The sequence below is a fragment of the Amycolatopsis benzoatilytica AK 16/65 genome (genome assembly GCF_000383915.1).
In the GTDB taxonomy this organism is placed as follows: Bacteria; Actinomycetota; Actinomycetes; order Mycobacteriales; family Pseudonocardiaceae; genus Amycolatopsis; species Amycolatopsis benzoatilytica.
This window is the reverse complement of sequence record NZ_KB912942.1, coordinates 5,619,780-5,638,536: the sequence shown is the minus strand read 5'-3', so window position 1 is coordinate 5,638,536 and position 18,757 is coordinate 5,619,780. Positions and strand designations below refer to the sequence as shown.

Genomic DNA, 18,757 nt, shown 5'->3' with positions numbered 1-18,757 from the left:
GTGTGGAGCGTGGGACCTGATTCCGTAGTAGTCAAGCGATGGGGTGACGCAGGAAGGCAGCTCTGCCAGGCGATGGTTGTCCTGGTGTAAGCGTGTAGGCCGTCAGGTAGGCAAATCCGCCTGGCACTAGGCTGAGACGTGATGCGTAGCCGTTTGAGGTGAAGCGAGTGATCCTATGCTGCCGAGAAAAGCCTCTAGTGAGTGCATGCACGGCCCGTACCCCAAACCAACACAGGTGGTCAGGTAGAGAATACCAAGGCGATCGGGTGAACTGTGGTTAAGGAACTCGGCAAAATGCCCCCGTAACTTCGGGAGAAGGGGGGCCAAGCGCGGTGATACCCCTTTGCGGGTGGAGCTGTGGTTGGCCGCAGAGACCAGCGGAAAGCGACTGTTTACTAAAAACACAGGTCCATGCGAAGTCGCAAGACGATGTATATGGACTGACGCCTGCCCGGTGCTGGAACGTTAAGAGGACCGGTTAACTCATTTCGGTGGGTGAAGCTGAGAATTTAAGCGCCAGTAAACGGCGGTGGTAACTATAACCATCCTAAGGTAGCGAAATTCCTTGTCGGGTAAGTTCCGACCTGCACGAATGGCGTAACGACTTTCCGGCTGTCTCGACCACAGGCCCGGCGAAATTGCATTACGAGTAAAGATGCTCGTTACGCGCGGCAGGACGGAAAGACCCCGGGACCTTTACTATAGTTTGGTATTGGTTTTCGGTTCGGCTTGTGTAGGATAGGTGGGAGACTGTGAAGCTCGGACGCTAGTTCGGGTGGAGTCGTTGTTGAAATACCACTCTGGTCGGATTGGGAATCTGAACCTCGGACCGTGATCCGGTTCAGGGACAGTGCCTGATGGGTAGTTTAACTGGGGCGGTTGCCTCCTAAAGAGTAACGGAGGCGCCCAAAGGTTCCCTCAGCCTGGTTGGCAATCAGGTGTCGAGTGCAAGTGCACAAGGGAGCTTGACTGTGAGACAGACATGTCGAGCAGGGACGAAAGTCGGGACTAGTGATCCGGCACCTCCTGGTGGAAGGGGTGTCGCTCAACGGATAAAAGGTACCCCGGGGATAACAGGCTGATCTTGCCCAAGAGTCCATATCGACGGCATGGTTTGGCACCTCGATGTCGGCTCGTCGCATCCTGGGGCCGGAGTAGGTCCCAAGGGTTGGGCTGTTCGCCCATTAAAGCGGCACGCGAGCTGGGTTTAGAACGTCGTGAGACAGTTCGGTCCCTATCCGCCGCGCGCGCAGGATACTTGAGGAAGGCTGTCCCTAGTACGAGAGGACCGGGACGGACGGACCTCTGGTGTGCCAGTTGTCACGCCAGTGGCATGGCTGGTTGGCTATGTTCGGAAGGGATAACCGCTGAAGGCATCTAAGCGGGAAGCCTGTTCCAAGATGAGGTATCCCACCCCTTTGTGGGTTAAGGCCCCCAAGAGACGATTGGGTTGATAGGCCAGAGATGGAAGCACAGTAATGTGTTGTCGAGTCGACTGGTACTAATAGGCCGAGGACTTGCCTACGAAGATGTTGCGCATCCACTCTACGGTTCTGAAACACCACACCGGCTGTCACCGGATACCGGGTGGCGGGTGTGTGTTGTTTCGGAGTGTTTCGGTGGTTTTAGCGTCAGGGAAACGCCCGGTCCCATTCCGAACCCGGAAGCTAAGCCTGATTGCGCCGATGGTACTGCAACCGAAGGGTTGTGGGAGAGTAGGACACCGCCGAACTCAACCAACAGGCTGGGTCCCGGTCGAGAACCCCCAACAGGTTCTCCCGGGGCCCAGCCCTTTTTTATGCCCGCAGCCGGCCCCGCACCCGGCCCCGCGCCGGCACCCGGGCCCGCGGCCTCGCATCCACGCACGACATCCGTATCGTCGCCTGTCGCCTGTCGCCTGTCGCCTGTCGCCTGTCGCCTGTCGCCTGTCGCCTGTCGCCTGTCGCGAGCGCGCGGCCTGCGGGAAGCAGTCCCGGCACCGCCCGGCAGGACACGCCCGGCACCGCCCGGCGACGCCCAGTCGGCCTGGCGACGCAAGTCCGGCCGCGCGAGCTGGATCGTCCGGCCGGACCCCTCTAACCCGCCGAGAAAACCGGGCCCGGCCCCCCCAACGGGGACCGGGCCTTCGTCATGCCTCGGAAACTCGGAAAACGCGGATCACCAGCAGCAACCATCCCAGCCGGTGTCCCCGATCCGGTGGCGGATCGTCACCTCCCGGGCAGACCGCGTCCGCGCACCGGTGACGAGAACACCAGCGAGGTCGTTGTCTCGCCGTATCGCTGAGCCCGCTCCACGAACGTTTCCAGCTCCGCCGTCGTCCGGCAGTGCACCCGCAGCAGCCAGCACTCGTCACCGGTCACATGGTCCGCGTCGGTGATCTCCGGCAGCGGCAGGATCGTTTCGCGGAACCGTGGCCCGTCCAGGCTTCGGACCCGCACCCGGACGATCGCCTGGATCGGCCTGCCCAGCTTTTCCGGATCGACCCGCGCCGCATAGCCGGTGATCACTCCGCGGTGTTCCAGCCGCCGCACCCGTTCGGTCACCGCGGGGGCGGACAGAGAGACGCGCCGGCCGAGTTCCGAGAACGTCAGCCGGCCGTCGGCTTGGAGCAGCTCCAGCAGACGGCGATCGACCTCGTCCAGCTCCACGCGCACCCCTTCCAGGCGAACTGCCGTCCTCGCCGGGAAATCCCTGGCGAAGACGGCCGAACACCTGCATCTTCCCCTGTCCAGCAGTGCCCGGTGAACGGGAGGATCAAGGACGTGAAACCGAACTTCCTTTCCCTCCCGATCGGGGCCTCGGACGACGCGGCGGACTACTTCGGCCGGGAGCTCGCCTTCGAAGTCGACCCGGTCGACCTGGCCCAAGACCTCGCCGCAGCACGCACCGACGGCTACGTCCTGGTCGAGACCCGCAGCGCGGGCGCGTATGCCGAGGCACACCTGCCGGGCGCGATCTGCCTGCCGTACCGGGAAATCACCGCCGAGAGCACCCGTGACCTGGACCGGAACCTCGTCTACGTCTGCTACTGCGAAAGCATCTACTGCAACGCCGCCACTCAGGGGGCGTACCGGCTGGCGCGGCTCGGCTTCACCGTCAAACGGCTGTCCGGTGGTATCACGACGTGGCTCGCGCACGGCTATCCGGTCGAGACCGGTGTGGCCGTACCCTGGACGGCGTGACTCGCCTGCTCATCATCCAGCCCGATGTCAGCGACCCGATCGGTCCGCTCGGGGAGTGGCTCGCCGAAGCCGGCGCCGAGCTCGACGTTCGGCTTCCGCCGGAGCAGGAGCTGCCGGCGAGTCTCGGCGGGTACGCCGGGCTGATCTGCCTCGGCGGCGGGATGGGCGCGCTCGACGACGCAGGCCACCCGTGGCTCGCCGACGTCCGGAAGCTGCTCGCCTCGGCGGCCGGTCACGCCCTTCCGACGCTGACGATCTGCCTCGGCGCGCAGCTGCTCGCGGTGGCGACTGGCGGGCAGATCGCCGAGGGCGAAGCCGGGCCGGAGGTCGGGCCCGGGCTGGTGTCGAAGAAGGACGCCGCGTGGGTCGACCCGCTTTTCGCCGACATGCCGTTCCTGCCGGACGTCTTGCAGTTCCACCGGGATGTGATCACCGTCCTGCCGCCCGGCGCGGAACTGCTCGCGTCCACGCCCAAGTACCCGTACCAGGCGTTCCGGATGAACCGTTGTGTCTACGGTGTCCAGTTCCACGTCGAGACCACTCCGGACGTGGTCCGGGCGTGGGCCGAAATGGAACCGGAGATGGCCGAACTCACCCGTCCGGGCGCGCTCGAGGCCGAGGCGTTGATCGCTGCGCACGCGGAAATCGCCGAGACCTGGCGTCCCTTCGCGCGGCGGTTCGTCCAGTTGGCGGCTGGGGAGCTGGAGGCGGCGGCGGAGAGTCAACGGCAGTTGCCGATGGCTTAACGGATGATGTCGGAATCACTTACGGCGCGTTAACGGTTCACTCAATCGGTCAGGTACCTTGCGAGAGGTGTTTCCGTAGGGTTCGGAGGTCGGGGTGGACCCCTCGCTGCTAGTGGTCGTCGTCATCTGCACGGCGCTTGTTTTCGACTTCACGAACGGCTTCCACGACACAGCGAACGCGATGGCGACGTCGATCGCGACGGGCGCCCTGCGGCCCCGCGTCGCCGTCGCGATTTCCGCGGTACTGAACCTCGCCGGCGCGTTCCTGTCGGTCGAGGTCGCCAAGACGATCTCCAGCGGCCTGGTGGACGACACGAAGATCGGTCCGGCCATCGTGTTCGGCGGGCTCATCGGCGCGATCGCCTGGAACCTGTTCACCTGGTACGTCGGCCTGCCCTCGAGCTCCTCGCACGCGCTGTTCGGCGGCCTGATCGGGGCGACCTGGGTGTCCGCGGGCGCGGATTCCGTGCACTTCGGCAAGATCGTGGACAAGGTCCTGGTTCCGGCCGCCGCGTCGCCGGTGATCGCCGGTGCGGTCGCGGCCGCGGTCACCTGGCTGGTGTACCGGTTCCTGGTCCGCAAGCGCGGCGGACACGGATTCCGCGTCGGGCAGATCGTGTCCGCGTCGCTCGTCTCGCTCGCGCACGGCACCAACGACGCGCAGAAGACGATGGGTGTCATCACGCTCACCCTGGTCGCGGCGGGCGACCTGCCCGCCGGGTCGGCCCCGCCGGTGTGGGTGATCGTCAGCGCCGCGTCCGCGCTGGCGCTCGGCACCTACCTCGGCGGCTGGCGGATCACGCACACCCTGGGCAAAGGGCTCACCGACATCGAAGGCCCGCAGGGCTTCTCCGCGCAGACCAGCAGCGCGGCGGTGATCCTGCTGTCCTCGCACCTCGGCTTCCCGCTGTCCACCACGCACGTGTGCTCCGGCGGCATCGTCGGCTCCGGCATCGGACGGCGCGAGGCGCCGGTGCGCTGGCGGATGGCCGGCCGGATGGTGCTGGCCTGGCTGTTCACCCTGCCGGCGGCGGCGATCGTCGGCGCGGCCGCCGGGAAGCTCGCCTCGCTCGGCGAGGCCGGGACGATCGCGGTCGGCGTCGCCGGAATCCTCTTCGCCGCCGGTATTTACGTCCTTTCCCGCCGCAAGCCGGTCACCGCGCACAGCTTCCAGGTCCCCGAGCCGTCCGCGGCGGACACCGAACCGGACCGCCTGGCTGCCTGAACCGCCCCGCGCCCGGCTACGGTGTGAGCGATGGCAGAACGCGCGCGGACCACCCCTTCGGCGGCCAGGTACGGCTTCACCGACACCCGGGCCGACGGTCAGTTGCGCGCGGCGGGCTGGTGGACCGAAGGCGGACCGGCCGAAGGCGCGGCCGATGTGCTCGCCGCGCTGTCCCGCGCCGCTGATCCCGACCTCGCGCTCGCCGGGCTCGACCGCATTCGCGAAGCCGACGAATCGGGCTGGCCGGAACTCGACCGGACATTGCGGCAGAACCGCACGTTCCGCGGCCGCCTGCTCGGCGTGCTCGGCACCTCCACCGCGCTGGCCGATTTCCTCGCCGCTCATCCCGGCGAGTGGCGCTGCCTCGCCGAGAGCCGCTGCACCGAGCCGGAGAGATTCGCCGACCGGCTTCGCGAGCGGATCCTGCAGGAGGACGGCAGCTACGCGACCGGGTTCGCCGCCGAACAGGCGTTGCGCACCGGATACCGCGGGCTGCTGCTCGGCATCGCCGCCGCCGACCTCGGCCACCTGGTCGAACCGGGCCTGGAGCACCCGCAGTTCCGGGACGTCGCCAGCGAACTGACCACGCTCGCCGAAGCGTCGTTGCAGGCCGGGCTGCTGGTCGCCGGGCAAGAGGTCGGGGCGTCCGCGGAAGGCGCTCTCGCGGTGATCGCGATGGGCAAGACCGGCGGCCGCGAACTGAACTACGTGAGCGACGTCGACGTCATCTTCGTCGGGGCCGGCGACCTCGGGATCGCGACCCGGCTGGCCGCCTCGATGATGCGAGTGGTCGGCAACGCCTGTTTCGAGGTCGACGCGGCGTTGCGGCCGGAAGGCAAGAGCGGTGCGCTGGTGCGCACCCTCGAAGGCCACACCGCGTACTACAAGAAATGGGCGAAAACCTGGGAATTCCAGGCGCTGCTCAAGGCGCGTCCGGTGGCCGGCGACGCCGAGCTGGGCCGGCAGTACGCGGAGATGGTCGCGCCGATGGTGTGGGCGGCGGCGGACCGCGAGAACTTCGTGACCGAGGTCCAGCAGATGCGGCGGCGCGTGGAGGACCACGTCGCGTCGGAGCACCAGGAACGCGAGCTGAAGCTCGGCCGCGGCGGACTGCGGGACGTCGAGTTCGCCGTGCAGCTGCTGCAGCTGGTACACGGCCGAGTGGACCCGGCGCTGCACTCGGCGTCCACTTTGGAAGCCTTGGCCGCCCTCGGCGACGGCGGATACGTCGGCCGGGCGGACGCGGCGGAGATGAGCTCGTCGTATGAGTTCCTGCGCACTGTCGAGCATCGGCTGCAGCTGCGCCGGCTCCGGCGGACGCACTTGTTCCCCGCGTCGACGGACACCGACGAGCTGCGGGTCCTCGCGCGCGCCTGCGGTATCAAGCAGGGCCGGGGCCGCAGCCAGGGGGAAATGCTGCTCGCCGAGTTCCGGCGCCACGCACAGGGGATCCGGCGGCTGCACGAAAAGGTCTTCTACCGTCCGCTGCTGCAGTCGGTGGCCAACGTGCCGACAGAAGCCTTGCGGCTCACCACGAAGCAGGCGGCAAGCCGGCTCGCCGCCCTCGGGTACGCCGCTCCGGAGGGTGCGCTGCAGCACATCAAGGCGCTCACGTCCGGGGTCTCGCGGCGCGCGGCGATCCAGCAGGCGCTGCTTCCGGTGCTGCTCGACTTCCTCGCCGACACTCCGGACCCGGACGGCGGCCTGCTTTCCTACCGCAAGGTGTCCGAGGCGCTCCAGGACACCCCGTGGTACCTGCGTGTGCTGCGCGACGAGGGCACTGTCGTCGAGCGGCTCGCGTTCCTGCTCGGCACGTCGAATCTGGTCCCGGACCTGCTCGTCCGGGCTCCGGAAGTCCTGCAGCTGCTGGGAGATCCGGCTCGGCTGACCGGACGAGCCCCAGCCGAAGTGGCCACCTCGCTGCGCGCCGCGGTACGTCGGCAGCCGGGGTTGAACGCGGCCGTCACCGCTGCGCGTTCGCTGCGCCGGCACGAGCTGCTGCGCGTCGCGTGCGCGGATCTGCTGGGCCTGCTGGACGTTCCCTCTGTGTGCGAAGCGCTGTCGAGTGTGTGGGTGGCGGTGCTGCAGGGCGCGTTGTCCGCGGCGACCCGGCAGAAGCAGGCCGAACTCGGCCGTACACCGGCGACGATCGCGGTCATCGGCATGGGCCGCCTCGGCGGCGCGGAGCTGGGCTACGGCTCGGACGCGGACGTTCTCTTCGTCTGCGAACCCGCCGGAGAAGCGCCGGACGCCGAAGCGCTGCGGTTCGCTTCGTCGGTCGCCGAGACGGTGCGGAAAATCCTGGGCGCGCCGAGCGCGGACCCCGCCCTGGAGGTCGACGCAGACCTGCGGCCGGAAGGGCGCAGCGGACCGCTCGCCCGGACCCTGGAGTCGTACCGGGCGTATTACGAGCGCTGGGGCGAGGTCTGGGAGTCGCAGGCGCTCCTGCGGGCCCGGTTCGTCGCCGGCGACGAGGAACTCGGCCAGCGATTCGTCGACTTGATTAACCCGCTGCGCTACCCGGACGGCGGCCTGGACCCGACCGACGCCCGCGAGATCCGGCGGATCAAGGCGCGGGTGGAGACCGAACGGTTGCCGCGCGGGGCCGACCCGACCCGGCACACCAAGCTCGGCCGAGGCGGGCTCGCCGATGTCGAATGGACCGTCCAGCTGCTGCAGCTGCAGCATGCGCACGAGGTGCCTGGCTTGCGCACGACGTCGACGCTCGACGCGCTGACCGCGCTTGCCGAGTCGGGTCTCGCCCCGGCCGAGTCGGTGGACTCGCTGCGCGAAGCCTGGTTGCTGGCCACGCGAGTGCGCAACGCGACGATGCTGGTGCGCGGCAAGGCAGCCGACGAGGTGCCCGGCTCCGGCCGCGACCTCGCCGCGGTGGCGCGCGTGTTCGGCTACTCCGTGGACGACGACCCAGGCGAGTTCCTCGACTTCTACCGGCGTGTGACGCGTCGCGCGCACGCGGTGGTCGAAGAACTCTTCTACGACAACTAGCCTGAGCTTCGTGACCGACCGCGAACCGTTCCGTACCCGCATCAAGGTGCGCCACTATGAACTCGACACGCTGGGGCACCTGAACCACGCCGTGTACCACTCCTACGGCGAGGTCTCCCGGCTCGAAGTGTTCGAAGCCGCCGGCGATGCCCAGCTGCGCGAAGCCCGGCTCGCGCCGGTGCTGCTCGAATCGACCATCGTCTACCGCCGCGAACTGCGTGCCGGCGACGTCGTGGACGTGACCTGCGACACCGCGTTCGGCGAGGGCAAGGTCTTCTGGATGACCTCGAAGATCCTCAAGCTGGACGGCACGTTGTCCGCCGAGATCAAGTGCACGCTGGGGCTGATGGACCTGGAGAAGCGCAAGCTCGTGCCGGACCCGCGCGGGCAGTTCGAGCGGGCGGGGATCGACCTGAAGGTGCTTTCCACCGCCGAGTGAGGCCCGCTGGCGTTGCCGGCCCGGGCCGTTCCGCCTTGTCCGGCCGGGTCACTCGAGGTCGACGCGCATCCCGTTCCACACCAGGTCGACGACGCCTTCGGTTTCCTGCTTCCAATCGCCGTCCGGGCTGAGGAAGAAGAGCCCGCCCAGGCCGCGCATCAGCGTTTCCGTGGTGAGGCTCGGCCGGATGGTGCCCGCTTCGGCGTTGGCCTTGCGCAGGGTGTCCAGCGCTTCGACCATCCGCGCGTACGCCTGCGTCGGCAGTTCGCTGCGCGAGGCGCGCAGCGCGTTGGCCAGCCCGCGCTTCGTCATCATGTAGTGCGCCAGATGGTCCACGATCCAGGTGCGTAGCGCCTGTTCGGGTGAATATCGGGCGAGCAGCTCCGGCACGATCTCGACCAGTTGGCTCACTTCGCGCTCGTACACCGCGAGCACCAGCGCTTCCGGCGTGGGGAAGTGACGGTAGACCGTGCCGACGCCGACGCCGGCCTCCTTCGCTACCGCGTTGAACGACACGTCGCCCGACCGGCTCACGGTTTCCGCCGCCACGGCCAGGATGCGTTCGTGGTTGCGCCGGGTGTCCGCCCGCCGCCGGCTTACCGGCATCGTTCCTCCTCGGGGTCGACCGTCCGTGCTGGCTGCCCGAACGCTCCTGGAGCGGCTCCAGCTTCATTGCGTACCGGATTCTAATCCGCTAGCCTCGGTCAAGCGAGCCAAGCGGATGAATATCCGGTAACCGTCGGCCCGTGTTCCCGAAGGGCCGTCACCACCACCATCACTCCGCAGTCCGTCCTGGGCCGACTGCGGGAAAGCGAACCCTACTGTGGACATTTCCCTGGAAGTCAACGGAAAACCCGAGAAGCTCAGCGTCGAACCCGGCGTGACGCTCCTGGACGCGCTGCGCGAACGGCTCGGCATCACCGGGCCGAAGAAGGGCTGCGACCGCGGCCAGTGCGGCGCCTGCACCGTGCACGTCGACGGCAAGCCGGTGCTGTCCTGTCTCACCTTGGCGGCCGCCGTGCGCGGTCCGGTCACCACCGTCGAAGGACTGTCCACTGAGGACGCACTGCACCCGGTGCAGCAGGCGTTCGTGGACCAGGACGCGCTGCAGTGCGGGTTCTGCACGTCCGGGCAGCTGATGTCCGCGGTCGCCGCGGTGCGCGACGAGGTGTCCGACGTCCGAGAGTTCATGTCCGGCAATTTGTGCCGGTGTTCGGCGTACCCGAACATCGTGCGCGCTGTGGAGCAGGCGAGGCAGGCCGATGCGACCGTTTGAGCTCACCGCACCCGGCACTGTCGAGGACGCACTCGGCGGAGCGGACGCGTTCCTGGCCGGCGGTACCACGCTGGTCGACCTGATGAAGCTCGATGTCCTTACCCCGCAACGGGTCGCGGACATCAATGACCTGCCGTTGCGCGGCATCGACACCGCGGACGGGCTGCGGTTCGGCGCGCTGGAGCGGATGGCCGACATCGCCGCACACCCCGGCGTGTACCCGGCGATCTCGCGCGCGCTGCTGCTCAGCGCGTCGCAGCAGCTGCGGAACATGGCCAGCATCGGCGGAAACCTGATGCAGCGCACCCGGTGTTCGTATTTCCGCGACGTCGCGATGCCGTGCAACCGGCGGGTGCCGGGCAGCGGCTGCCCGGCGCTGTCCGGTGCGAACCGGATGCACGCGATTCTCGGCACCAGCGATTCCTGCGCGGCCACGCACGCCAGCGACGTCGCGGTGGCCCTGGTCGCGCTGGACGCCGAAGTGGTGCTCACCAGCGCCGAGGGCGTCCGGACGGTCGCGTTGGCCGACTTCTACCGGGTGCCGGGCGACACCCCGGAGATCGAGCACGACCTGCGTCCCGGCGAGCTGATCACCGAGGTGCGCGTGCCGCGGCTCGACTGGGCGGAGAATTCCACCTACCTGAAGATCCGCGACCGGCAGTCGTATGAGTTCGCGCTGTGCTCGGCGGCCGTCGCGCTGGACATCCAGGACGGGAAGATCGCGGACGCCCGGGTCGCGGTCGGCGGCGTCGCGACGGTGCCCTGGCGGCTGCCTGCCGTCGAGGAGGCGCTGCGCGGCGCGGAGCTGACCGAGGAAGCCTTCGCGGCTGCCGCGGCGGAGGCGGTCGCCGGGGCGAAGCCGTTGTCCGGCAACGCGTTCAAGCCGTCGCTGCTGAAGCGGACGATCGTCCGCGCGCTGCTCGAACTGACCGAAGGGAGCCGGGCATGAGCATGCGGCTGGACGGTCCGCAGAAAGTCACCGGAGCGGCCGAGTACGCCTTGGACCGCACCTTTCCGGGGATGCGGTACGGGTACATCGTGTGCAGCACGATCGCGCACGGCGAGATCGAGGCGATGGACGTCACCGCGGCGAAGAGCGCGCCCGGCGTGGTCGGCGTCTACAGCCCGTTCGACCCGCTGGAGCTACACCCCTTCACCTCGCAGCTGAGCGGCGACGTGTGGCTGCCGCTGCACGACCGCTCGGTGGTGTTCTACGGCCAGCCGATCGGGCTGGTGATCGCGGAAACCTTCGAGCAGGCACGGGACGCGGCGAACCTGATCGAGGTCCGCTATCAGGAGAAGCCCGCGCGGACGTCCATGGAGGAGGGCGTCGAGTCGTTCGCCGAAGAAGCGCCGGAGAGCCGCGGAAACCCGCCGTCGATCGAGGTGCTGGCGGACGGCGTGGAGTCGTTCGCGGACGCGCTGGCGGGCTCGCCGGTCGTGGTCTCGCAGACCTATCGCACGGCCGCGCAGAACCACGCGGCGATGGAACCGCACTCCGCGGTGGCGTTGTGGGAAGGCGACGAGCTCACTCTCTACAGCGGAAACCAGGCCAGTCACCTGCAGGCGATGGAAATGGCCGCGGTGCTGGGCATCGAGCCGTCCGCGGTGCACGCGGTGAACCCCTATGTGGGCGGCGCGTTCGGCGGCAAGGCAGGCACCTCGGCTCCGGGGATGCTCGCCGCCGCCGCGTCCCGGGCGCTCGGCTGCCCGGTGAAGTGCGCGCTGACGCGCGAGCAGGTGTTCACCGCCACCGCGAACCGGCCGGCCACCGTGCAAAAGGTCGCGCTGGGCGCGGACCGCGACGGCACGCTGATCGCGGTGCAGCACGATTCCTGGTCGGCCACCTCGATGAGCCGGAGCTTCGTGGAGCCGACCTCGCACGGCACCTCGCGCGAGTGGTACTCCACGCAGAACCTGTCGATCAACCAGAAAATGGTGCCGCTGCACGTCCCGCCGGGCACGTTCATGCGCGCACCGGGTGAGGCGTCGGGTTCGTTCGCGCTGGAGAGCGCGATCGACGAACTGGCCATCGCGCTCGAGATGGACCCGATCGAACTGCGCCGGCGCAACAGCTCGATCGCTCCGCCCGGTCACGACCTGCAGTGGTCGAGCAAGCACCTCGACGAGTGCTACGAGGTCGGGGCGCAGCGGTTCGGCTGGGCGAACCGCTCGCCGCGAGGCCGCGTCGACGGCGACTGGCTGGTCGGCATGGGCACCGCCACGGCGATGTTCCCCGCGCTGCGCTTCCCGGCGACCGTCGAGCTCACCCTCAACGCGGACGGCACCGCTGTAGTGTCGACCAGCGGGGCTGACCCGGGCACCGGCCTGCTCACCGTGCTGGCCACCATCGGGGCCGAATCGCTGGACCTCGCCCCGGACCGGATCACCCCGAAGCTGGGCGACTCCCGGTACGCCCCGGGCGGCCTGTCCGGCGGTTCGACCGCCACCGCGAGCACCGGCACCGCGATCATGCTGGCCGCCACCGAGCTGCTGGACGAACTGGTGGCGCTGGCCGCCGAACCGGGCGCCCCGTTCGAAGGCCAGGTCGTCACCTACGCCGAGGGCCTGCTGCACGGCGACAACGGCACCCTGCCGTTCGGCGAACTGCTTCAGGCGCTCGGTCGGGAATCGTTGTCCGCCAAGGGTTCTTCCGCACCCGGCGAGGAGCTGACGAAGCACTCGTTCAGCTCGTTCGGCGCGCAGTTCTGCGAGGTCCGGGTGCACCGGCTGACCCGCGAGGTCCGGGTGTCGCGCATGCTCGGCGTCTTCGACGCCGGCCGCATCATCAACGACACGCAGGCCCGCAGCCAGCTCGCCGGCGGGATGATCTGGGGGGTGTCCGCGGCACTGCACGAGGGACTGGAAGTGGAGCCGAACGGTCGCTTCGCGAACGGCGACTTCGCGAGCTACCTGTTGCCGGTGAACGCAGACATCCCGGAGGTCGAGGTGCAGTTCGTCGAGTACCCGGACACCCTGCACAACGCCGTCGGCGCCCGCGGAGTGGGCGAAATCGGCGCGGTCGGCATGGCCGCCGCGGTGGCGAACGCGGTGGCGAACGCGACCGGGACGCGAGTGCGGAGCATCCCGATCGTCATCGAGGATCTGTTGGAGGACTGAGAACCGGACGTTGCCCGGCCGGCGGTGCCTGCCGCCGGCCGGGCAACGCGGTCACGGAGGTTCGCCCGGGACCTCGCCGTTGAACACCGACTGGGCGGCCTTCGCTCCTCGGGGCCGTTCCGGGTGCCGGTGCGGCGGCATCGCCGGCGAGCGCAAAGCGTTGCTGGCCGCGGCGTTGCCGCACGACGCGGGGCGGGCGGCCGGGAGGCGGGCCTGACCCGCGACCCCATCGCGCACACCGGGCAGCTGCTGATCAGCTGTGCGGAGGCGCGCACCACGGCATCCGGCGATCCGCCGGAAAGGTCCGGCGGAGCAGTTCGTTTCGCACCGGAATCAGCTGGGGTCTGAGTGCAGTCGGGTAGGCCGGGTGACCGGTTTCTGCCGCACTCTCTTGGTCGACTGTCGCTCAGCCGTTCGTGACCCAGGCGCGCAGTGTCGTGCAGGTTGGCCCGCCCGCTGACAGCCTGCCCTCGCGGACCGGGCCGCGGCGGCCATTGGGGCAACGTTGCCCGTTGGCGGGAGTCGCGGGCAACGCGGTCCGGTGCTTCGCGTCTCAGGGTGCAGAGATTCGCCACCACACGGGCACAGGGGAGCACGCAATGGGGTTCACTGCGATGAAGTCGATGAAGCTGATCATGGCCGGGGGAGCGGTCGCGGCGACCGCGCTCCTTTCCGCGTGCAGCGGAAACAGCGTCGCGGCAAACGGTTCCGCGTCGGCCGCCGGTACCGCGCCGGTCGCGGCCAAGTCTGCTCCGCAGGGCGGTTCCGGCGGGAGCGCCGCCGTCACCCAGGAGAGGGACAGCGACGGCAACGTCAACTGCAGTGTGCGCGGCGGAACGGTCGGCCCGGCCGGCGGCAAGCAGATGAACCTGATCGCGATGCGGAGCACCGACGGCAGCATCCCTGGCTGTACCGAAGCGTTCACCGTGATGTCCCAGTACTACAAACTGGTGCCCACCAAGGGGGAAGGCCCGGGCAAGCGGGTGCTGGACGTCGCGGGCGACTGGACTTGCGCGCTGGGAGCGGGCGACGAACTCGCGCAGGGCGTGGTGAACTGCGGCAAGGGCGCGACCGGCCTGATGATCAAGACCGCGCCGGTCGGCGCGAAGACGGTCAGCGCCGACCCGGTGCAGCGCCGCTTCCCGAACACCACGCAGACCGTGCGGTTCACCGGCTACGACAAGGCCGCCGGGATGGCGCAGTTCCAGCTGATCCTGTGGAAGTCCGGCGGCGCGGACGACGGGCATTTCACGCCGGTTCCGGGCGACAGCAAGACCTACCGGCTCCCGCTGAGCGACCGCGACCAGGTGTTCAGCGCGGCCACGCTGTGCTCGGGCGGCGACGTGACCGTCGACGGCGACGGCATCGGCTCGAAGGCCTGCTCCCCGCAGGATCTGATGACCGCGCTGACCGGCGCGAACCCGCCCGCCGCGCAGATCCACGTCGACCAGGACGACCGGATCGACGTGGTGAAGGAGCTGTACCACCCCTGACCCCGGGGGATCGGCGGCTGAGCGAACGCGCTCAGCCGCCGTTTTTTGTTTCACCCAGCCGGTTCGTACAGGCTGAACGGCGTCCCCTGGTCGTCGCGGCACTGGGCGATCCGGCCGACCCCTGGCACGTCCCGCACCTCGCCGCTCTGCCCGCCGAGTTCGTGCAGCCGCTTGACGGACGCGTCGATGTCGTCAGTCGCGAAGTAGACCCGCGGGTGGGTGAAATCGGCTGCGGCCGGTGCGATCGCGCCAGCCGGGCCGTCGCCCAGCACGTGGTAGTCCTCGCCGAAATCGGTAGTGCTCCAGCCGAACAGCGCGGTGTAGAAGGCGCGGGCCTTCGCGGTGTCGGCGGCCGGGATTTCCAGCCAGTTGATCTGTCCGGGCATCGGGACAATCCTTTCCTCAGGTTGACGTACCAGAGGACGAACTGCCCGGCCGATTCTCGACAGCCGCCTGCAGCCCAGCGTCGAAGCTGCGCAACGCAGCGCCGACCGCGGCGGCGACGGTAATTTCGTAAACCTCGTATTCCGAATAACCCTTCGCGAGCAAGGCGAAGTCCGCGTCGGTGATCCGGTACGACGCGTCACGGACCTTCGCGGTGTAGGCGTCCAACGGCGCGGGAAGTCCTTCTCCGCGACCGGCTGCCGCTCGAAGCCCCGCGTCCGTCAACGCGGGAGCGGTGAAGACCGAATATCGCATCTCTTCCACCGGATCCTGATGCGTGCCAGCCGGTCCGCCGGCGAGGAGGAAGCCGGGGAACCGGTAACCGAAGCGATGCAGCGCACGGGTTCCGCTCTGCAGCTGGCCGTCGCGCAGGACGAAGCCGAACGCGTTGGCCAGGCGGTTCACGATGTTCCACACCAGATTCACGCGCAGTGCCTCGTTGATCGCGGGCACCGGCAGCTCCGGTCGCGTGATCTGGTCCGGACGCAGTGTCACCGTTTCCAGGAAGGCGCGCGCGGCAAGCACTTCCGCACGGGCGGATTCGGGCGCGTCGGGATCGATCTCGCCTTGCCCGGCCAACCGGATCAGCTCGGTGTGCGATTCGATGCAGAACGGGCACTCGTGCAGCACCGCGGTAGACATCGCGAAGAACTCGCGTTCGCCGGGCGTCCAGAACGACGGTCCGCGCATGGCCGGCGCGGTGAGGTCCAGCAACGGCCGGGTGAGGAAGCCGGGTCGGTACAGCAGCATCTTCACGATGTCCGGCGGGTTCTTCCCGGTCATGGCCAGGAAAAGCTTGGCGCGCAAGCGATGTCCGTTGTCGAGAATGGACAGTCTCATCAGGGCTCCAACGTGGACAGGCGATCGGCGAGGTAGCGCCGGTCGGCCGGGTTCGCGGCCAGGGCATAAGCGCGGCGGTAGGCTTCGGCCGCCTCCGCGGAGCGGCCGGATCGGCGCAGCAGGTCGGCGCGGGCAGCGTGCAGCAGGTGGTAGCGGTCCAGGCCGTCGATGCGCTCAATAAGCGCCAAACCTTCGGCTGGGCCGTGCACTTCGGCGAGAGCGACGGCCTGGTTCAACGCGATCACCGGCGACGGAGTCATGGCATAGAGCCGGTCGTAGAGTCCGGCGATCGCCGCCCAGTCGGTCTCCGCGGCCGACGGCGCCAGCGCGTGCTGGACGGCGATCGCGGCTTGGACTTGGTACGGGCCGGTTGTTCCGAACCGCAACGCTCGACCAAGCAGCCCGACAGCTTCGGCGATTTCGTCGCTGTCCCACCGGCTTCGGTCCTGATCGGCAAGCAGCACGACAGCGCCGTCCGCGGCGTGCCGGGCAGCGGCGCGCGAGTCGTGCGCCAGCAGCAGGGCGACGAGCCCGAGCGCTTCCGGTTCGTCCGGCATCAGAGTCGCGACCAGCTTGGCCAGCCGGATCGCCTCGCGGCACAGTTCGCGGTGCTCCGGCGAGGTGTATCCCTGGGTGAAGACGAGGTACAGCACCGCCAGCACGCCGGAAAGCCGTTCGGACAGCAAGTGGTCGGGCGGCACCGCGAGGCTGATCCCGGCGTCGCGGATTTTGCGTTTCGCCCGTACCAGCCGCTGCGCCAGCGTCGCCTCGCTGACCAGGAACGTGCGCGCGATCTGGCCGGCGGTCAACCCGGCCACCGCCTGCAGTGTGAGCGCCACGCGGGCCTCCTCGGCGAGCGCGGGGTGGCAGCAGGTGAAGATCAGGCTGAGCCGCTCGTCGCCGATCTCCAGCAGCCGCTCGTCCGGTGGTTCATTGCTCGCCACTGCCGGAGCGTCGAGTTGGGCAAGCTTCTGCTGACCGCGCCGGGCCCGGCGAAGACGGTCGACAGCGCTGTTGCGGGCAGCGGTCAGCAGCCATGCCATCGGGTCGTCCGGCGGCTCCTCGTCCCACTTGCGCAGCGCGAGCGCGCACGCGTCCTGCAGCGCGTCTTCGGCCAGTTCGAAATCGCCGAGGACACGGACCAGCGCGGCGAGCATCCGCGCCCGGTGCTCGCGGTAGGTCTCGTGCAGCAGCGTCATGCCCCCGCGGCCCGGTGGTCGAGCCCGGGCACGCCGGCGACCGGCCGGACCTCGATCGTGCCGACCTCGGCCATCGGGCACAGCGCGGCGAGTTCGAGCGCCTCGTCGAGGTCGCGGCAGTCCAGCACGTAGATGCCGCCGAGGTGCTCGTGGGTCTCCAGGAACGGCCCGTCGGTGACCAGCGTCTTTCCCTCGCGGACGCTGACCGTGGTGGCGGTGTGCTCGCCCTGCAGCGGATGCCCGGACACGAACGCGCCGCGCCGTTTGCACTCGTCGGCGAACGCGTTCACCCTGGCCAGCGCCTCCGGGAAGCGCGGATCTCCGGGTTCGGGGCGGTCGCAGTTGTAGATCACCAGCAGGTACTGCATGTGTCCTCCAGGAGCCGGTCCGGCGTCGTCCTAGTGGAAGACGAACGGATCGACGGTAACTCGACCGGCCGGAGGGCACGATCCGGAAAACCGGGGAAGCGCGCCGGAAGCAGCGCGCTCCCGCGTCAGTAGCTCGGCGGCGTGACGCTCACCAGGAACCGTGCGGCGGTCGTGCTGTCGTTTCGGAACCGGTGCGGGATCGAGGAATCGAAGGTGCAGCTGTCCTCCGCCGCCAGCACGTGCGTCTGCTCGCCGACCTGGACGGTCAGCTCCCCGGCGAGCACCACCACGCACTCCTGCGACGGATGCGACCGCGGCTCGTCGGCCGACACGCCGCCGGGTTCGAGCACGCCTTCGAGCACTTCGAGCTTCGCACCGCCAGGAGAGGCCCGGGTGTAGGTGATCGCGTGGTGCGGCGAGGAGATCCGGTACCGGTCGGCGCCGCGGATCACCGCGACGGACTGTTCGTCGGGCTCCTGGAACAGGCTGAACAGCGGGACTTCCAGCACCTCGGCGATCCGCCGCATGGTTTCCAGGCTGGGGTCGGTGACGCCGCGTTCGACCTGGCTGATCAGCCCGGTCGACACGCCCGCCTGGTCGGCCAGCTCGCGCACGGTCAGGCCCCGCTGGGAGCGGAATTCGCGGATCCTCGTCACGGTCACCCGGCCATTATCGCCGAGCGGCCGCTGCCCGCTGGCAGACTGGCGGCCCGGCCGCCGTCTGGAGGGGAACGCATGTCCGAGCTGTACGCGTGGAAGCCGCGAGCCGTCGTCTTCGATTGCGACGGCCTGCTGATGGACACCGAACCATGCTGGTCGGTGGCCGAGACCGAACTGTTCGCCCGGCACGGCCTGCCGTTCGGCCCGGAGCAGAAGGCGCTGGTCATCGGCAAGTCCCTCGCCGCGGCGGCGGACACGATGGCTGAGGTGTTCGGGGAACCGGGAACCGGCCGGGCGATCGAGGCGGACCTGCTGGCGATGGTGACCGAAGTCGTCACCGCGAAGGCGGAACCGATGCCGGGCGCGCACGAACTCGTCGAGCTGGCCGCGGCGGCGATGCCGGTCGCAGTGGCCAGCAATTCGCCGCGCGCGTTGCTGGCGGCGGCCTTGGCACGGGGCGGTTTCGAGTTCGCGGTCAGTGTGGCCGCGGACGAGGTCGCCGCGCCGAAGCCGGACCCCGAGCTGTACCTGACGTCGTGCGCCCGGCTGGGAGTGGCACCGGCGGACGCGCTGGCGTTCGAGGACTCGATGACCGGCCTGCGTTCGGCTCGGGCGGCCGGGATGCCGGTGGTGGGGGTGCCGACGCTGCCGGGGAAGGAGTTTCCGGCGGACCTGGTGGTGTCCTCGCTGCGTGATCCGGGACTGCTGGAGTGGCTCCGGGAGTGGCGGTGAGCGGCGCTGTCCTGGCCCTTGGAGAGGT

The 18,757-nt window shown here is 69.0% G+C and carries 17 protein-coding genes and 2 rRNA genes (1 of these 19 running past the window's edge); 12 read left to right on the top strand and 7 right to left on the bottom strand.

Annotated features, from left to right (window positions below):
* Both AMYBE_RS0125985 and rrf read left to right on the top strand, forming a co-directional pair.
* Nucleotides 1-1,525 (top strand): 23S ribosomal RNA (locus tag AMYBE_RS0125985); it begins 1,598 nt to the left of the window's first position.
* Nucleotides 1,526-1,615: 90 nt separating this feature from the next.
* Nucleotides 1,616-1,732 (top strand): 5S ribosomal RNA (gene rrf / locus AMYBE_RS0125980).
* A 475-nt stretch (nt 1,733-2,207) separates the two neighbouring features.
* On the opposite strand, the gene AMYBE_RS0125975 is transcribed toward rrf, so the two are convergent.
* Entirely contained in the window at nt 2,208-2,648 is a 441-nt protein-coding gene (locus tag AMYBE_RS0125975; protein WP_020662320.1) for an Lrp/AsnC family transcriptional regulator, read from the bottom strand.
* Between the two features lie 114 nt (nt 2,649-2,762).
* Between AMYBE_RS0125975 and AMYBE_RS0125970 the strand changes: the two genes are divergently transcribed.
* The 5 genes from AMYBE_RS0125970 (at nt 2,763) to AMYBE_RS0125950 (ending at nt 8,598) form a co-directional block, all read left to right on the top strand.
* Nucleotides 2,763-3,182 (top strand): rhodanese-like domain-containing protein, encoded by a 420-nt coding sequence (locus tag AMYBE_RS0125970; RefSeq protein ID WP_020662319.1) that lies wholly within the window; start codon nt 2,763-2,765, stop codon nt 3,180-3,182.
* Nucleotides 3,179-3,928 carry a type 1 glutamine amidotransferase gene (locus AMYBE_RS0125965; protein ID WP_020662318.1) on the top strand — a complete coding sequence of 250 codons (750 nt, stop codon included), beginning with the start codon at nt 3,179-3,181 and terminating at the stop codon, nt 3,926-3,928. Before AMYBE_RS0125970 ends, AMYBE_RS0125965 begins: the two co-directional genes overlap by 4 nt.
* Before the next feature lie 94 nt (nt 3,929-4,022).
* Nucleotides 4,023-5,153 (top strand): inorganic phosphate transporter, encoded by a 1,131-nt coding sequence (locus AMYBE_RS0125960; RefSeq protein WP_027928015.1) that lies wholly within the window; start codon nt 4,023-4,025, stop codon nt 5,151-5,153.
* A gap of 30 nt (nt 5,154-5,183) precedes the next feature.
* Nucleotides 5,184-8,159 (top strand): bifunctional [glutamine synthetase] adenylyltransferase/[glutamine synthetase]-adenylyl-L-tyrosine phosphorylase, encoded by a 2,976-nt coding sequence (locus tag AMYBE_RS0125955; RefSeq protein WP_020662316.1) that lies wholly within the window; start codon nt 5,184-5,186, stop codon nt 8,157-8,159.
* Nucleotides 8,160-8,169: 10 nt separating this feature from the next.
* Nucleotides 8,170-8,598 (top strand): acyl-CoA thioesterase, encoded by a 429-nt coding sequence (locus AMYBE_RS0125950; RefSeq protein ID WP_020662315.1) that lies wholly within the window; start codon nt 8,170-8,172, stop codon nt 8,596-8,598.
* A gap of 48 nt (nt 8,599-8,646) precedes the next feature.
* Here AMYBE_RS0125950 and AMYBE_RS0125945 read toward each other — a convergent pair whose 3' ends face one another.
* Nucleotides 8,647-9,204, bottom strand: a complete 558-nt coding sequence (locus AMYBE_RS0125945) for a TetR/AcrR family transcriptional regulator (protein WP_020662314.1) — start codon at nt 9,202-9,204, stop codon at nt 8,647-8,649.
* 217 nt (nt 9,205-9,421) lie between these two features.
* Here AMYBE_RS0125945 and AMYBE_RS0125940 point away from each other — a divergent pair, with 217 nt between their 5' ends.
* The 4 genes from AMYBE_RS0125940 to AMYBE_RS0125925 all read left to right on the top strand — a co-directional run bounded on the left by AMYBE_RS0125940 (nt 9,422) and on the right by AMYBE_RS0125925 (nt 14,487).
* The gene (locus AMYBE_RS0125940) at nt 9,422-9,874 is read left to right on the top strand and encodes a (2Fe-2S)-binding protein (protein WP_020662313.1); all 453 of its coding nucleotides are present in this window, start codon (nt 9,422-9,424) and stop codon (nt 9,872-9,874) included.
* Entirely contained in the window at nt 9,861-10,823 is a 963-nt protein-coding gene (locus tag AMYBE_RS0125935) for an FAD binding domain-containing protein (RefSeq protein ID WP_020662312.1), read from the top strand. Before AMYBE_RS0125940 ends, AMYBE_RS0125935 begins: the two co-directional genes overlap by 14 nt.
* Nucleotides 10,820-12,994, top strand: coding sequence for a xanthine dehydrogenase family protein molybdopterin-binding subunit (locus AMYBE_RS0125930; protein WP_020662311.1), 2,175 nt, complete (start codon nt 10,820-10,822; stop codon nt 12,992-12,994). Before AMYBE_RS0125935 ends, AMYBE_RS0125930 begins: the two co-directional genes overlap by 4 nt.
* Before the next feature lie 599 nt (nt 12,995-13,593).
* Nucleotides 13,594-14,487, top strand: coding sequence for a hypothetical protein (locus AMYBE_RS0125925; protein ID WP_020662310.1), 894 nt, complete (start codon nt 13,594-13,596; stop codon nt 14,485-14,487).
* Between the two features lie 50 nt (nt 14,488-14,537).
* Here AMYBE_RS0125925 and AMYBE_RS0125920 read toward each other — a convergent pair whose 3' ends face one another.
* The 5 genes from AMYBE_RS0125920 to AMYBE_RS0125900 all read right to left on the bottom strand — a co-directional run bounded on the left by AMYBE_RS0125920 (nt 14,538) and on the right by AMYBE_RS0125900 (nt 18,000).
* Nucleotides 14,538-14,873: a VOC family protein gene (locus AMYBE_RS0125920; protein ID WP_020662309.1), complete on the bottom strand. Its 336-nt coding sequence runs from the start codon at nt 14,871-14,873 to the stop codon at nt 14,538-14,540.
* A 16-nt stretch (nt 14,874-14,889) separates the two neighbouring features.
* Entirely contained in the window at nt 14,890-15,771 is an 882-nt protein-coding gene (locus tag AMYBE_RS0125915; protein ID WP_020662308.1) for a carboxymuconolactone decarboxylase family protein, read from the bottom strand.
* The gene (locus tag AMYBE_RS0125910; protein WP_020662307.1) at nt 15,771-16,970 is read right to left on the bottom strand and encodes an RNA polymerase sigma factor; all 1,200 of its coding nucleotides are present in this window, start codon (nt 16,968-16,970) and stop codon (nt 15,771-15,773) included. The genes AMYBE_RS0125915 and AMYBE_RS0125910 overlap by 1 nt, the downstream gene beginning before the upstream one ends.
* The gene (locus AMYBE_RS0125905; protein ID WP_020662306.1) at nt 16,967-17,338 is read right to left on the bottom strand and encodes a YciI family protein; all 372 of its coding nucleotides are present in this window, start codon (nt 17,336-17,338) and stop codon (nt 16,967-16,969) included. The genes AMYBE_RS0125910 and AMYBE_RS0125905 overlap by 4 nt, the downstream gene beginning before the upstream one ends.
* A 125-nt stretch (nt 17,339-17,463) precedes the next feature.
* Nucleotides 17,464-18,000 carry a helix-turn-helix domain-containing protein gene (locus tag AMYBE_RS0125900; protein ID WP_020662305.1) on the bottom strand — a complete coding sequence of 179 codons (537 nt, stop codon included), beginning with the start codon at nt 17,998-18,000 and terminating at the stop codon, nt 17,464-17,466.
* A gap of 72 nt (nt 18,001-18,072) precedes the next feature.
* Between AMYBE_RS0125900 and AMYBE_RS0125895 the strand changes: the two genes are divergently transcribed.
* Entirely contained in the window at nt 18,073-18,729 is a 657-nt protein-coding gene (locus tag AMYBE_RS0125895; RefSeq protein ID WP_020662304.1) for an HAD family hydrolase, read from the top strand.
* Nucleotides 18,730-18,757 lie beyond the last annotated feature (28 nt).

Bases quoted from the DNA above. Each gene is read 5' to 3' on its own strand.
- AMYBE_RS0125955 (WP_020662316.1), top strand. From the start codon at position 5,184: ATGGCAGAACGCGCGCGGACCACCCCTTCGGCGGCCAGGTACGGCTTC.
- AMYBE_RS0125945 (WP_020662314.1), bottom strand. From the start codon at position 9,204: ATGCCGGTAAGCCGGCGGCGGGCGGACACCCGGCGCAACCACGAACGC.
- AMYBE_RS0125935 (WP_020662312.1), top strand. From the start codon at position 9,861: ATGCGACCGTTTGAGCTCACCGCACCCGGCACTGTCGAGGACGCACTC.
- AMYBE_RS0125930 (WP_020662311.1), top strand. From the start codon at position 10,820: ATGAGCATGCGGCTGGACGGTCCGCAGAAAGTCACCGGAGCGGCCGAG.
- AMYBE_RS0125925 (WP_020662310.1), top strand. From the start codon at position 13,594: ATGGGGTTCACTGCGATGAAGTCGATGAAGCTGATCATGGCCGGGGGA.
- AMYBE_RS0125920 (WP_020662309.1), bottom strand. From the start codon at position 14,873: ATGCCCGGACAGATCAACTGGCTGGAAATCCCGGCCGCCGACACCGCG.
- AMYBE_RS0125915 (WP_020662308.1), bottom strand. From the start codon at position 15,771: ATGAGACTGTCCATTCTCGACAACGGACATCGCTTGCGCGCCAAGCTT.
- AMYBE_RS0125910 (WP_020662307.1), bottom strand. From the start codon at position 16,970: ATGACGCTGCTGCACGAGACCTACCGCGAGCACCGGGCGCGGATGCTC.
- AMYBE_RS0125905 (WP_020662306.1), bottom strand. From the start codon at position 17,338: ATGCAGTACCTGCTGGTGATCTACAACTGCGACCGCCCCGAACCCGGA.
- AMYBE_RS0125895 (WP_020662304.1), top strand. From the start codon at position 18,073: ATGTCCGAGCTGTACGCGTGGAAGCCGCGAGCCGTCGTCTTCGATTGC.